12 protein-coding genes are annotated in these 13,937 nt (G+C 47.3%); 10 read left to right on the forward strand and 2 right to left on the reverse strand.

Going from position 1 to position 13,937, the window contains the following annotated elements; genetic code table 11:
* Nucleotides 1-66: 66 nt before the first annotated feature.
* A complete protein-coding gene (gene xseA / locus AB6731_RS20480) occupies nt 67-1,440 on the reverse strand; it encodes an exodeoxyribonuclease VII large subunit (protein WP_371006742.1) in 1,374 nt (457 codons plus the stop codon).
* Between the two features lie 162 nt (nt 1,441-1,602).
* On the opposite strand from xseA, the gene guaB reads away from it, so the two are divergent.
* The 4 genes from guaB to AB6731_RS20500 all read left to right on the forward strand — a co-directional run bounded on the left by guaB (nt 1,603) and on the right by AB6731_RS20500 (nt 6,965).
* Nucleotides 1,603-3,069 (forward strand): IMP dehydrogenase, encoded by a 1,467-nt coding sequence (guaB, locus tag AB6731_RS20485; RefSeq protein ID WP_020883040.1) that lies wholly within the window; start codon nt 1,603-1,605, stop codon nt 3,067-3,069.
* 67 nt (nt 3,070-3,136) lie between these two features.
* Nucleotides 3,137-4,714: a glutamine-hydrolyzing GMP synthase gene (gene guaA / locus AB6731_RS20490; protein WP_014171154.1), complete on the forward strand. Its 1,578-nt coding sequence runs from the start codon at nt 3,137-3,139 to the stop codon at nt 4,712-4,714.
* A 307-nt stretch (nt 4,715-5,021) separates the two neighbouring features.
* Nucleotides 5,022-6,212 carry a site-specific integrase gene (locus AB6731_RS20495; RefSeq protein ID WP_032652999.1) on the forward strand — a complete coding sequence of 397 codons (1,191 nt, stop codon included), beginning with the start codon at nt 5,022-5,024 and terminating at the stop codon, nt 6,210-6,212.
* 123 nt (nt 6,213-6,335) lie between these two features.
* Nucleotides 6,336-6,965 carry a hypothetical protein gene (locus AB6731_RS20500; protein WP_371006743.1) on the forward strand — a complete coding sequence of 210 codons (630 nt, stop codon included), beginning with the start codon at nt 6,336-6,338 and terminating at the stop codon, nt 6,963-6,965.
* 577 nt (nt 6,966-7,542) lie between these two features.
* On the opposite strand, the gene AB6731_RS20505 is transcribed toward AB6731_RS20500, so the two are convergent.
* Nucleotides 7,543-8,514, reverse strand: a complete 972-nt coding sequence (locus tag AB6731_RS20505; RefSeq protein ID WP_371006768.1) for a LuxR family transcriptional regulator — start codon at nt 8,512-8,514, stop codon at nt 7,543-7,545.
* Between the two features lie 77 nt (nt 8,515-8,591).
* Here AB6731_RS20505 and AB6731_RS20510 point away from each other — a divergent pair, with 77 nt between their 5' ends.
* The 6 genes from AB6731_RS20510 to trbL all read left to right on the forward strand — a co-directional run bounded on the left by AB6731_RS20510 (nt 8,592) and on the right by trbL (nt 13,930).
* Nucleotides 8,592-8,822: an AlpA family transcriptional regulator gene (locus AB6731_RS20510; protein ID WP_023308174.1), complete on the forward strand. Its 231-nt coding sequence runs from the start codon at nt 8,592-8,594 to the stop codon at nt 8,820-8,822.
* A gap of 5 nt (nt 8,823-8,827) precedes the next feature.
* Entirely contained in the window at nt 8,828-9,685 is an 858-nt protein-coding gene (locus tag AB6731_RS20515) for a helicase RepA family protein (RefSeq protein ID WP_371006745.1), read from the forward strand.
* Entirely contained in the window at nt 9,672-10,433 is a 762-nt protein-coding gene (locus tag AB6731_RS20520) for an ABC transporter ATPase (RefSeq protein WP_105680506.1), read from the forward strand. The genes AB6731_RS20515 and AB6731_RS20520 overlap by 14 nt, the downstream gene beginning before the upstream one ends.
* Before the next feature lie 689 nt (nt 10,434-11,122).
* Nucleotides 11,123-11,476, forward strand: a complete 354-nt coding sequence (gene traJ / locus AB6731_RS20525; RefSeq protein WP_110193261.1) for a conjugal transfer transcriptional regulator TraJ — start codon at nt 11,123-11,125, stop codon at nt 11,474-11,476.
* An 80-nt stretch (nt 11,477-11,556) separates the two neighbouring features.
* Nucleotides 11,557-12,351: a P-type conjugative transfer protein TrbJ gene (trbJ, locus tag AB6731_RS20530; protein ID WP_320731762.1), complete on the forward strand. Its 795-nt coding sequence runs from the start codon at nt 11,557-11,559 to the stop codon at nt 12,349-12,351.
* 187 nt (nt 12,352-12,538) lie between these two features.
* Nucleotides 12,539-13,930, forward strand: a complete 1,392-nt coding sequence (trbL, locus tag AB6731_RS20535) for a P-type conjugative transfer protein TrbL (RefSeq protein ID WP_371006746.1) — start codon at nt 12,539-12,541, stop codon at nt 13,928-13,930.
* The last annotated feature ends 7 nt before the right edge of the window (nt 13,931-13,937 follow it).

A 13,937-nucleotide genomic window follows, 5' to 3' on the forward strand; every position in this document is an offset into this window, starting at 1 on the left:
CTCCTTAGTTCGGGCAAGGCCAGATAAAAGGGAATAGCAGCAGTATAGTTTGTAACCGACGAAGAATTATCCGTTTTTTCGCTGGCGGGTTTTTTTCACCGGTTTAATCTCTTTCACTTCGCTCTCCACCCAGCCGTCTAACAGACGGGTGGTGAGAACATCTCCGGCTTTCACCTGCTTCGTTTGCTTCAGCACTTTACCGTCGGTGGCGGTCGTTACGCTATAGCCTCGTGCCAGCGTCGAGAGCGGGCTGACCGCCTCGAGGTGGGTCACCGCGTTGCCAAAGCGTTCACGTGTGGTGCTAAGACGTGCGCGGATAGTGTCTGCCAGTCGATACTCAAGCTGTTGGATACGCGTTTGCGCGCGATAAATCTTCGGCTGTGGGTTCTGCTGGTTCAGGCGCTGAGTAATACGCTGCTGGCGCGAGACCGCGCGCTTGAGCTGAATATCCAGTGCGACGTTCATTCGCTGACGCAGACGCTCCAGCACGGTTTGCTGACGGGCCAGCCGCAATTGCGGATGCTGCTGTTGCAGGCGATGATGAAGCTGGGTAAACCGGCGCGACCGGTTGGCCAGGAAATAGTCCATCGCCATTTCCAGACGCTGCTGACCATTCTGCAGCTGGCGCAGCAGCTCCAGCTGATTGCGGCTCACCACTTCCGCGGCTGCGGAGGGCGTTGGCGCGCGTAAATCCGCCACAAAATCAGCTATTGTCACGTCCGTTTCGTGGCCGACGGCGCTGACGACCGGGATCTGGCTTGCGAAAATGGCCCGTGCCACGCGTTCGTCGTTAAAGCTCCACAGGTCTTCCAGCGAACCGCCGCCACGCCCGACAATCAGCACGTCGCACTCCTGACGTGCGTTTGCAAGTTCAATAGCGCGGACAATCTGACCCGGTGCGTCATCACCCTGAACAGCGGTCGGGTAGATGATAACGGGCAGGGACGGGTCGCGGCGTTTGAGGACATGAAGTATGTCATGCAGTGCCGCCCCGGTTTTTGACGTAATCACCCCAACGCAGTGGGCAGGTGAGGGGAGCGGTTTTTTGAACTGCTGATCGAACAGACCCTCTTGCGAGAGTTTGTCTTTTAGCTGCTCGTACTTCTGCTGCAACACACCTTCGCCCGCAGGCTGCATACTTTCGACGATGATTTGATAATCGCCGCGCGGCTCATACAGGGTGATATTGGCGCGAACCAGAACCTGCTGACCATGCTGAGGGCGAAACGTCACGCGGCGGTTGCTGTTGCGGAACATTGCACAGCGCACCTGAGCGGTGTCGTCTTTTAACGTGAAGTACCAGTGACCAGATGAAGGCTGCGTGAAGTTAGAGATTTCACCGCTGATCCAGACCTGCCCCATTTCCTGCTCAAGCAGCAAACGAACCGTCTGATTAAGGCGGCTGACAGTAAAAATTGAGGGGGATTGAGTGGATAACATGTGAGCGGGATCAAATTCTAAATCAGCAAGTTATTCAGTCGATAGTAACCTGCTGAGAGGGGAGTGCAAGGTTTTTTTATAAAAAAGTGTGGATGCAATCGGTTACGCTCTGTATAATGCCACGGCAATATTTAACCACCCACCAGGTCAGAGATATTGCCCATGCTACGTATCGCTAAAGAAGCACTGACGTTTGACGACGTCCTCCTCGTTCCCGCTCATTCCACCGTTCTGCCGAATACTGCCGATCTCAGCACGCAGTTGACGAAAACGATTCGCCTGAACATTCCTATGCTCTCTGCGGCAATGGACACCGTGACTGAAGCGCGCCTGGCTATCGCCCTGGCACAGGAAGGTGGCATCGGCTTTATTCATAAAAACATGTCTATCGAGCGTCAGGCTGAAGAAGTTCGCCGCGTGAAGAAACATGAATCCGGCATCGTGTCTGACCCACAGACCGTTCTGCCAACCACCACCCTGCACGAAGTGAAAGCCCTGACCGAACGTAACGGTTTCGCCGGTTACCCGGTTGTCACCGAAGATAACGAACTGGTGGGCATCATCACCGGCCGTGACGTGCGTTTCGTGACTGACCTGAACCAGCCTGTCAGCGTATACATGACCCCGAAAGAGCGCCTGGTAACCGTCCGTGAAGGCGAAACCCGTGACGTCGTGCTGGCTAAAATGCACGAGAAGCGCGTTGAGAAAGCACTGGTTGTGGACGCGAACTTCCACCTGCTGGGCATGATCACCGTTAAAGATTTCCAGAAAGCAGAACGTAAACCTAACGCCTGTAAAGACGAGCATGGCCGTCTGCGCGTAGGTGCTGCCGTTGGCGCGGGTGCAGGTAACGAAGAGCGTGTTGACGCGCTGGTGGCTGCGGGCGTTGACGTACTGCTGATTGACTCCTCTCACGGCCACTCCGAAGGCGTTCTGCAACGTATTCGTGAAACCCGTGCGAAATACCCAGACCTGCAGATCATCGGCGGTAACGTTGCAACGGGCGCAGGCGCTCGCGCACTGGCTGAAGCAGGCTGCAGCGCGGTGAAAGTCGGTATCGGTCCTGGCTCTATTTGTACCACCCGTATCGTGACTGGCGTAGGCGTTCCGCAGATCACCGCGGTATCCGACGCGGTTGAAGCGCTGGAAGGCACCGGTATTCCGGTTATCGCTGACGGCGGTATCCGCTTCTCTGGCGACATCGCGAAAGCGATCGCTGCAGGTGCTGCAGCCGTCATGGTTGGCTCTATGCTGGCCGGTACTGAAGAATCCCCGGGCGAAATCGAACTCTACCAGGGCCGTTCTTACAAATCATACCGTGGTATGGGCTCCCTGGGCGCGATGTCCAAAGGCTCTTCCGACCGTTACTTCCAGAGCGATAACGCCGCTGACAAACTGGTACCGGAAGGTATCGAAGGCCGCGTTGCCTATAAAGGCCGCCTGAAAGAGATCATTCACCAGCAGATGGGCGGCCTGCGCTCCTGTATGGGTCTGACCGGCTGTGGTACCATCGACCTGCTGCGTACTAAAGCGGAATTCGTACGCATCAGCGGTGCGGGTATCCAGGAGAGCCACGTTCACGACGTGACGATCACCAAAGAGTCCCCGAACTACCGTCTGGGCTCCTGATAAATTTCCGCGCCCGGCTCATGCCGGGCGCTCTGTATTTGTTTCACTTGCCTCGGAATTAGCGTCAATGACGGAAAACATTCATAAACATCGCATTCTCATCCTGGACTTTGGTTCTCAGTACACTCAACTGGTGGCGCGTCGCGTGCGTGAACTGGGCGTTTACTGTGAACTGTGGGCATGGGATGTCACGGAAGCACAGATTCGCGAATTCAATCCAAGCGGCATCATCCTGTCCGGCGGCCCGGAAAGCACCACCGAAGAGAACAGCCCACGCGCACCGCAGTACGTGTTTGAAGCGGGCGTGCCGGTATTCGGCGTTTGCTACGGTATGCAGACCATGGCCATGCAGCTGGGCGGCCACGTAGAAGGGTCTAACGAGCGTGAGTTTGGCTACGCGCAGGTTGAAGTCGTCACCGACAGCGCGCTGGTTCGCGGTATCGAAGACTCCCTGACCGCAGACGGCAAACCGCTGCTGGACGTGTGGATGAGCCACGGCGACAAAGTCACCGCCATCCCGTCTGACTTTGTGACCGTTGCCAGCACCGATAACTGCCCGTTTGCGATTATGGCGAACGAAGAAAAACGCTTCTACGGTGTGCAGTTCCACCCGGAAGTGACCCACACCCGTCAGGGTATGCGCATGCTGGAACGCTTCGTGCGTGATATCTGCCAGTGTGAAGCACTGTGGACGCCAGCAAAAATCATCGACGACGCCGTTGAGCGTATCCGCCAGCAGGTTGGCAATGACAAAGTGATCCTCGGCCTGTCCGGCGGTGTTGACTCCTCTGTCACCGCGATGCTGCTGCACCGCGCAATCGGCAAAAACCTGACCTGTGTATTCGTGGACAACGGTCTGCTGCGTCTGAACGAAGCGCAGCAGGTTATGGATATGTTCGGCGACCACTTCGGTCTGAACATCATTCACGTGGAAGGCGAGAAGCGCTTCCTCGACGCGCTGGCCGGCGAGAACGATCCGGAAGCGAAACGTAAAATCATCGGTCGCGTCTTCGTTGAAGTGTTCGATGAAGAAGCGCTGAAGCTGGAAGACGTTAAATGGCTGGCGCAGGGCACCATCTACCCTGACGTGATTGAATCCGCGGCTTCCGCAACCGGTAAAGCACACGTCATCAAATCTCACCACAACGTGGGCGGCCTGCCGAAAGAGATGAAGATGGGTCTGGTTGAACCGCTGCGTGAGCTGTTCAAAGATGAAGTACGTAAGATCGGCCTGGAATTGGGTCTGCCATACGACATGCTCTACCGTCACCCGTTCCCGGGTCCAGGTCTGGGCGTGCGTGTGCTGGGCGAAGTGAAGAAAGAGTACTGCGACCTGCTGCGTCGCGCGGACGCTATCTTCATTGAAGAGCTGCACAAAGCTGACCTGTACAACAAAGTGAGCCAGGCGTTCACCGTGTTCCTGCCGGTGCGCTCTGTCGGCGTGATGGGCGATGGCCGTAAGTACGACTGGGTTGTTTCCCTGCGTGCGGTGGAAACCATCGACTTCATGACCGCGCACTGGGCGCACCTGCCGTACGACTTCCTGGGCCGCGTCTCTAACCGCATTATCAACGAAGTGAACGGTATCTCCCGCGTGGTGTATGACATCAGCGGTAAGCCACCGGCTACAATTGAGTGGGAATGATTTCGCGTCTGGCAACAGCCTGCACGTAAAAGCAGTAAAGTACCTCTAAGCCCGCGTAACTGCGGGCTTTTTTGTTTTTATGTCTGGCACTTTCTGGCAGCTGTTAGCAACGGGAAGCACGGTTTTTTCAATGGGATTTTTGATGGTACTCTCTGATTTCGAATTCAGGTTTGAAAAAGTACCATGTGATAAATTTCGGTTGAGTTATGGTATTTGTTTTTTATAACTCAATTAAAAACAGAGAGTTAAACAACTTTTCTGAATTTTTTACAACATGGTATTTTTTGATAAAGGAAAACAATAAACCATGTTGACTGACACCAGGCTGCGTCACCTTAAGCCGAAGGAGAAACTCTATAAAGTTAATGACCGTGATGGTCTGTATGTTGCGGTCACTCCGGCTGGAACTATTTCATTTCGTTATAACTATTCAATAAACGGAAGACAGGAGACCGTTACTTTTGGCCGCTATGGTGTTGGAGGGATCACGCTTGCAGAAGCGCGTGAACGGCTCAATGAAGCCAAAAAAATGGTTGCCAGTGGAAGATCGCCTGCGAGGGAAAAAGCCAGAGATAAAGCGCGTATCAAAGATGCGGAGACTTTTGGTGCGTGGGCTGAGAAATGGTTACGCGGTTATCAAATGGCTGAATCGACGCGTGATATGCGGCGTTCGGTATATCAAAGGGAGTTGAAGTCAAAATTTGCCCAGCAGAAACTTAGTGAGATTACACATGAAGACTTACGCGCATTAACCGATAACATTGTCGAGAGAGGGGCACCGGCGACAGCTGTACACGCCAGAGAGATTGTATTGCAAGTCTATCGCTGGGCTATTGAGCGCGGTCAGAAGGTGGAGAATCCAGCTGATCTGGTACGGCCTGCAAGCATAGCGAAATTTGAGCCTCGAGACAGAGCATTGACGCCAATTGAAATTGGTCTGATGTATCGGTACATGGAACGGGTAGGAACGACGCCATCAATCAGAGCAGCGGTTAAACTATTGCTGTTAACGATGGTACGTAAAAGTGAGCTTACTAACGCAACCTGGAACGAGATCAATTTTAGTGAAGCATTATGGACGATACCAAAGGAGAGGATGAAACGACGTAATCCACATTTGGTTTTTCTTTCCAGACAGGCAATGGATATTATGATTGCTCTCAAAACCTTTGCCGGTAGCTCTGATTTTATCCTTCCTTCGCGGTACGATTCCGATGCGCCAATGAGTAGCGCTACTTTAAACCGGGTTTTGACACTGACGTATCGCCTGGCTCAGAAAGAAGGGGAGTTGTTGCCTAAGTTTGGTCCCCATGACTTACGGCGTACAGCCAGCACCTTGCTACATGAGGCCGGGTACAATACTGACTGGATTGAGAAGAGCCTTGCCCATGAACAAAAAGGGGTACGAGCTGTTTATAACAAGGCTGAATATCGTGAGCAGAGGGCTGAGATGCTACAAGATTGGGCGAATATGATTGATGAATGGACTAGTAAGTAGTTAACAATCAGTAGGTTAAGTGGATATGCTTCTTTTATCTACGCTAGGAGAGCAATTTTAGCCGCTAAAATTTACTGAATCTTTACTGGTTTTATCTGGATTGCATAAAAAGGAAAAATAAGAGTGCCTGAGTTGTCTGTAATTATACAATGGATGAATCAATACCCTAAGACCGGCTGGCTATTGCTGTGTATCTATATTGCACTCGGTGTAGTTCGTCACAGAGTAATTAATGCTGAATCTGGAAGTGTATTTCGTGGACTATTCAATCTTAGGAAGCGCCGGCTAGAGCAAATGCTGACACAGCCATATTTGAATAAAAATGCGGTCCGTCTGGCAAAGCGTGAGCTTCGTCAGCGCAGCCTTTATCGGCTCACAGGCTTGTATAACTATCGGCTGCAGGATTTGGCTGTAATAATGTGTGATCGTTATGGGTTGCGGGCTGGTTATCTCAAGCCGTGGCGTAACTGGCTCGAAGAACGGGATGGACGGATTGTGTTCAACAGGAAATGGCATTGTTATCGCTGGCGTCTTTTTCTGGCAGGTCAGATTGCAAACGCAGTTCTACTGATAGTATTCATAGTCTATATAGTTTCTCATGCTTCGGCCGAAATGATCGCACCGCTTATGATGGCCTTCATGCTTGTATGGTGGTTTCCGTGGCTAATGGCCACCTCGGTACCTACCCCAAGGTGGACTCGCGAAATGGAAGTCTATCTGGAGAAATTTAACGCTGGACAAACTATGGTCTAAACTATCTTTTTTTGTCATACATTTAGAGTGAATTGTCAGAGTTTTGGAAGATTCCATCCTACGAGTAATACTCACAAGGTAATTCACATAATCAATAGGTTAAGTCATAAGCTTCTTGACCCTACATGAGAAAACGAATTTTAGCTGCTAAAATTTTGGGCATGTTTTGACCTAAATGCCACCGACATGATTCTAATAATTAAGCCAGTATCTAATGAGCCAAGATAAGACAACTGTAAACGCCCCTTGGCTTAGACTTGCTTTCAGGAAAGCGAATGCTTTTTATGGTCAGGGACAAGTAAGGGGATGAGCCATTGCATAACCATAAAACCAATTCGTTCTATGTCATTACAGATCGGCTTCAGTGATTTACTGGTGAGGTAGTATCACTGTGATCCGTTTTGCATAACGCTTACAGCTGCGCTACAAACAATAAACTATAATACTGTATTTTCAAAATCATCAATTTGAAGCAGGGTAATCGCGAAAAACCCTTGTAAGTGGCTGGTTATAATTCAATAAAGTGGATGATATTAAGACTTAAACTGCCACCATAATAGTTCGTGGATATACTATTTTAAATATAAAATTCTTTCCTCACCGACGCTAAGGCCTTGGACACAGCCTGCTTTGTCATAGTTGTGTAGTGATTTTTTTCTAAAACCTGTGCGGTTTCAAACTGGTTAAAACCTTGGTGTTTTAATATGATTATTTTTTTCTTAGTATCAGTGAATTTGGAGTCAACCATTCGTCTGGCGATATTCCTAAGTTTATCTAGATCTGCTGGGGTTAAAGTTTGACCCTGTATCCACTCATGAAAATATGTATCAATCAATATATCCCCTGTGTTTGCGTTAGCTTTATGCGGTTTAGCGCATTGCCGTCTAAGCCTTATTAATTCTTTATTGAACTGTTCGAGAGACCGCTTTCCTTGTCTGTATTTGGGATTCCATAGACCATTGATGAGTTTGGGCCTATGGTCAGAACAATATCGATGACTAAGGACCTGTTTTTCATGAACGGGGAACTCATTATCGTTAGCAACAAATTCTGATATCTCACTGATCAACTTGGAAAATTCGGTTAGATTACCGCAGAACTCGCAATAACCGAGCTTACGCTGTGAATTTATAGTTACTCCTTTTGCAGGAGAGGATTTCTTCGGCCGCTTGGATGCGCACTCACTGACTAATTCAATAAGAGACTCAATCGTAGCGGTAAAGCATTTATCAAGAGAAGTTTGTTGATCTAAAGTCAGAACGAAATTACGCAAAAGAAGTCTTTGTGCCTGTACTACGACGTTTAAGCCCACTTTTTTAAGTACTTCGCTAAATCCTAGATTTACTCCAGAAATGTAGTCTTTATGACTTGGTGGCAGGGAATTTACATAAGCAGCTACTGCTGGATCAATAACTTCCTGTATGAGACGCAGTATTGGATACCTCCGTGAAAATATGGAGTACGGAGAACTACGCTCTACAAATAATTTAATTGCAGCTGCAACTGTGAGGTCACAGCCTTCCCAGATAGTAATTTTCATGTCAACCATTTTAGCCAATGAATAGGTTTTAGCAAGTGGTAATGCTTGGCATTGTATAGGCCTGATTGGAAACAGGAGGAAGGCAGATGCAAACAAAAGCACATAGCACGCTCATTAACAGAAAAACACTTCTGGAAATGATCCCATTGTCAGCCCGCACTATTTATAACCTTGAACAGCGAGGCGAGTTTCCTCGCCGTATAGCACTTACTAGCCGAAATGTTGCATGGCAGTTATCTGAAGTAGAGCAGTGGATTGCGGATCGTAAATCAGCAATGTTTAAAGCGGCCAGACCCGGTGTTGTTTTAGGTAGGTAACAGCAATGTCATTGAACATAATGGAAGCATTTGAAGCTAAGCCACAACCAATTGATTACGTCTTGCCTAATTTGGCTATTGGTACTATCGGAGCGATTGTTTCTCCGGGAGGCGTTGGAAAGTCAATGCTGGCATTACAATTGGCTGTGCAGATTACTTGTGGTGTAGATCTTTTAAACTTTGGTGAATATCCGACTGGGTTGGTGGCATATTTACCTGTGGAGGACTCTGAAACCATCGTTCACCATCGTTTATATTCTTTGGGAAAATATCTAACAGCACGTCAGCAGCAGATTGTAGCTGATAAGCTATTGGTCGAACCTTTAGTAGGGAAGTGTCCAAATATTTTCTTGCCGGATTGGAGCAACTTGATCAATGAAGTTTCAAAAGGTAGACGTTTAATAATTTTGGATACTCTTCGCCGTTTCCACCAGGAGGATGAGAATAATAGCGCAGCAATGTCCAAAGTCATTGGAAAGCTAGAAGGTATTGCTGCTGATACTGGATGTTCGATTATATTTCTACACCATTCAAACAAAGGCGCTGCCACGATGGGAGTTGGTGATATACAGCAGGCAAGCAGGGGTAGTAGCGTCCTGGTTGATAATATACGGTGGCAATCTTATCTGGCGGGCATGACCGCCTTAGAAGCGAAGGCGTATGGTATTTCTGATGATGTTCGAGGTCAATTTGTTAGATTTGGAATAAATAAAGCAAATTATGGAGAACGTGCGCCAGAGCGTTGGTTACAGAGACATGAGGGTGGAGTATTAAGGATAACGCAACTCAAATCGAAGAATAAAAAACAAATAGCAAAAGAATGTATGTCTTCATTGAGTGGTGCAGAAAATGATAACTGGTAATAAGGTTACACCTACTAGTACAGCTCTGCAGGCTAGAGTCATTCTGTACCAACCAAGTCAACGTCCCTTGGCGCTGAAGGGACAGTGGATGGAGACTAGTTTTGGTCGTTGTCGAGTTACCGGAAGACTAGGACAACGTCATGCGGATATTGTCGAAACAATGCTCTATGTGGCCGAGAAACGTCGAGAAATTTCTGATGGAGGAATCGAATTATTAGTAGATCCAGCGAAAGTACGCCGAACTCTATCCGATGCACAATACAGTTATGATCGAATTAAAAAACTACTTGTTGATCTACGAGTGGCAACTGTTGAAATAGTAACACCAGATTTAGAAAAACACGGTTATTCCATTCTAGGTGGTTTAATTGACCATGTCGTGCCCTCACCAATGACTAGGCGTAATCCTCTAACTGGTGGTGAACGTAACCTGTGGAGAGTGCGATTAGGTGTTGCATTAGTAATGTTGTTGAAGCGAGATTTGCATTTTCATCATGATCCAGGCCCCATTGCTCGTCTTCAGCATGGTATTAGCCAAGCAGTTGCACGTCATATATTAACACATAAGCACGATCCTAAAGGCGGCTGGCATATTGATACATTAATTTTAGCTGTCAGTGGGGAAGGTACTAATAATATGACATTGCGTAACTATCGGAGAAGATTAAAAGAAGATAGCAAAAAATTTCTAGCAATTGGTATTGAGATACAAAACTCCAGGATAAAACGAGCTACAACGGCCCGGTAGTGTGTCGTTACGGCCCGGCGATGTGCTGTAACGGCCCGCTAGTGTGCTACAGAGGCCTGATTTTTTATCTGGTGTGCAGGTTATTCAGGATCAATCAGTATCTTCAGGCTTTGAAATCACCTGCCTGAGCAGGCGCTTTCAAATCTAGAATCGGCCAAAGGCCGATGGTTGTACGCCAGAAGAAGAGATTACTTACACGCTTGGTATATTGACACTTGAGGTAGATTTTATGACATATGAGGTACGCCCCTAGCTTTAGGCATAGGGAGGCAGATTTTAGCCGCTAAAATCTGCAATGCACATGCTCTGACAAGGTAAGTAAAAAAGTGCATGAGAAAATAATAGACTTCTTACACTATATCGAAACATAAATACAGTTGGTGGACGCCCATTTATGACTACTAAAGGTCATTATCAAAAGGTAGAAATAAAGTTTTCTTGCAAAAAACACATTTGCTGCAGATCTTTACACGAGTAATCCTATATTAATACGCTAAGAAAACACATCCTGTACACTGAAATACACATTGATGTGCACAGATATACTACGGCAACTGGAGGGCAGGATATGTAAAGTAGGCCCACCGTTTACGGTGGGCCTACTTTACCTTCCCTTATTCGCAGCTGGGCTGCTCAACGGGAATCCTGCTCTGCGAGGCTGCCAGGCTACCGCCTGTATGGAGAGCTATATGAAAGTTACTCAGACTAGAAAAAATAGTACGCCAATAAAAGTTTATTGTTTACCCGAAGAAAAAATGCTCATCCAAGAAAATGCAGAAGCATCTGGATTAAGTGTTGCCTGTTTTGTTCGTAGAGTTGCAATGGGTTATCAGGTTGATTCTATCGCAGATATAAAACAGGTTAATGAACTTAGCCGAGTAAACGCTGATCTTGGACGACTTGGCGGATTACTTAAATTATGGCTCGCAAATGATCCTCGAACAGTTGATTTTTCACCCACACTGATAAGAACCTTGCTTGCGAAAATAGAATCAACTCGGCAAGAACTAAGGAACATTATGGATAAAATTTTGGATAAATAAATGTGTGGTTCCTATATACCTGCGTCTGCTAACAGACAGTGTGTTAAATATTACTGAACTGATGAAGAAGAGGTGAGAAAATGAATTTAATGTTCCGAGTGGTTTCATTACAAAGAGGGATTTTAGCCGCTAAAAAAGCTTTAATAGTTCCTTTCGTGGCGTCCGTCATGGCATTACCGGTGAAGGCCGGAATTCCCGTTATTGATGGCACTAATGTGGTTCAGACCACAATCAGCGCAGTTAACAACGTTCAGGCTGTGACTAAACAAATCCAGCAGTACCAGACGCAGCTGCAGCAGTATGAAAACATGTTGCAGAACACCGTAGCTCCTGCGGCCTATATCTGGGACCAGGCAAATTCAACAATTAATAAATTGTTGCAGGTGCAGAATACCCTTACTTACTACAAGAATCAGGCCGGGAGTCTCGATGCATACCTGAAACGATATCAGGATGTCAACTACTACAGGACGTCACCTTGCTTTAACAGCAATGTTGAATGTACCGCGTCTGAAATTAGTGCACTGCGTGAAGCTGAACAGAACAGCTCAGGGGCGCGTAAAAAGGCCAATGACGCAGTATTTAAGGTAATTGACGAACAGCAGAACACCCTGCAGAGCGATGCTGATAATCTTGCCGAATTACAAACTCAGGCAAGCGGCGCACAAGGGCAAATGGAAGCTATTCAGGCGGCAAACCAGCTTGCCAGTGCACAGACAAATCAGTTACTGCAAATCCGCTCACTTCTGGTAGCCCAACAAAACGCTGCAGCAACACTGGCACAGGCTCAGGCAGATAAAGAATCACAACAGATAGCCGCTGATGAAAAAGCGTTAGCTGGAGAGAATACACCAAGCCCGAAGCGAATTTGGTGAGGAAACGCAGAATGAAAGATAATCTTTTGATTGTATTTATTCTGATCAGTTTATTGGCCATATGTTCTTGCGATAAAAATGATAAAGATTGTTTATCGACGCCAGATAATAAATTTGGTGAACATAAATACGATAAATGTGCTCTACGGAGTAATAATAAACCAAGCCCTAAACGAGAATGGTAATCATGAAAATAGTAAGTAAGCTCACCTTTTTAGGTATCATACTTTTCTTTTCTATAAATGCCTATGCTGGTCAATTAGATAGTAGCGGGCTACTTGATTCTTTATTAGATAAGTTTCATCAAGTAGCCAGTACATGGACAACAGTAATTGCTGACTATGCAAATTGGCTCTTCTGGGGGCTGGTATTAATAAGTATGGTTTGGACATTTGGTATGATGGCGATGCAAGGGGAAGGGTTGACAGGCGTACTTGCTGAAATAGTTCGCTTTTTTGCTGTCATTGGTTTTTTTTACTATCTTTTAATCAACGGCCCATCCATATCGCAATCCATAATTAATTCAATGAGACAACTTGCAGCAAACGCTTTAGGAATAAGTACTGGTATTTCGCCCTCAAGCATAGTTGATATGGCGTTTGCGATATTAACAAAGGTCAGCTCAGCCGCATCAATTTGGTCGCCAATGATATCCACCATTATGATAACAGTCGCGATAATCGTTTTGGTAGTGATGTCCCTTATAGCGATAAATATGCTAATCATGTTGATTTCTGCATGGGTGTTATGTTATGCAGGAGTTATATTGCTTGGATTTGGTGGTTCGAAATGGACCTCTGATATAGCAATTAATTACTTACGAACTGTTTTATCGATTGGCATTCAATTATTCACGATGACATTAATTATTGGGATTGGACAATCATTTATAGATCAATATTTTTCTCTTATTAAAGATGATGTTCCTGATCTTAATAGTCTTATCGTTTTGCTTTTGGCGTCAATTATCCTATTAGTATTAACGAATAAGCTACCACTGTTGTTATCAGGTGTTGTAGGAGGGAGTTCTTTACAAGGGATTGGTGGATTTGGGGCGGGTATGATTACCGGCGCTGCCGCTACTGCCATCAGCGGTGCTGGAGCAATGGCAATGGGGGCATCAGCTCAACTCAGCGGCGGAGCCTCTGCATTAAAGGCAGCGTTCGAGTCTGCGCAAGCTGCCATGGCCGAAGAATCTGGTTCAGGCGGTGGAGGCAGTTCCGGTGGAGGATTTGGCGGCGGGGAAGATACCGGTTCTGTAGATACTTCTGGAGGCCAACCCTCAGGCAGTTCCGGTGGTTCGTCAGCAGGGAGCAGTTCAGTTAGCACCAGTGGAGGAAGTCAGGGGTTTGCTTCATTCTCACGAGCTGGCCGCATGGCAAGCCATATGGGAAGCAGCATGGCCAACGGAGCTGCTGAGTACCAGAAAATGAAGCGAAGTAGCAATTCTTCTCGTGTCCAACAAACTATTGGAGGGGAGTTGGCGACTCAGATACGTAAGCAGACAGCTACTCATCGGGATAACCGCGAACATGATGATTTTGCCGATGATAGCTTATCGGGTAATAATAAATCTTGAGTCACGT

The sequence above is a fragment of the Enterobacter sp. RCC_40 genome (genome assembly GCF_041360735.1).
In the GTDB taxonomy this organism is placed as follows: Bacteria; Pseudomonadota; Gammaproteobacteria; order Enterobacterales; family Enterobacteriaceae; genus Enterobacter; species Enterobacter ludwigii.

Bases quoted from the DNA above. Each gene is read 5' to 3' on its own strand.
- trbL (WP_371006746.1), top strand. From the start codon at position 12,539: ATGAAAATAGTAAGTAAGCTCACCTTTTTAGGTATCATACTTTTCTTT.
- trbJ (WP_320731762.1), top strand. From the start codon at position 11,557: ATGAATTTAATGTTCCGAGTGGTTTCATTACAAAGAGGGATTTTAGCC.
- AB6731_RS20510 (WP_023308174.1), top strand. From the start codon at position 8,592: ATGCAAACAAAAGCACATAGCACGCTCATTAACAGAAAAACACTTCTG.
- guaA (WP_014171154.1), top strand. From the start codon at position 3,137: ATGACGGAAAACATTCATAAACATCGCATTCTCATCCTGGACTTTGGT.
- AB6731_RS20495 (WP_032652999.1), top strand. From the start codon at position 5,022: ATGTTGACTGACACCAGGCTGCGTCACCTTAAGCCGAAGGAGAAACTC.
- guaB (WP_020883040.1), top strand. From the start codon at position 1,603: ATGCTACGTATCGCTAAAGAAGCACTGACGTTTGACGACGTCCTCCTC.
- AB6731_RS20505 (WP_371006768.1), bottom strand. From the start codon at position 8,514: ATGGTTGACATGAAAATTACTATCTGGGAAGGCTGTGACCTCACAGTT.
- xseA (WP_371006742.1), bottom strand. From the start codon at position 1,440: ATGTTATCCACTCAATCCCCCTCAATTTTTACTGTCAGCCGCCTTAAT.
- traJ (WP_110193261.1), top strand. From the start codon at position 11,123: ATGAAAGTTACTCAGACTAGAAAAAATAGTACGCCAATAAAAGTTTAT.
- AB6731_RS20515 (WP_371006745.1), top strand. From the start codon at position 8,828: ATGTCATTGAACATAATGGAAGCATTTGAAGCTAAGCCACAACCAATT.
- AB6731_RS20520 (WP_105680506.1), top strand. From the start codon at position 9,672: ATGATAACTGGTAATAAGGTTACACCTACTAGTACAGCTCTGCAGGCT.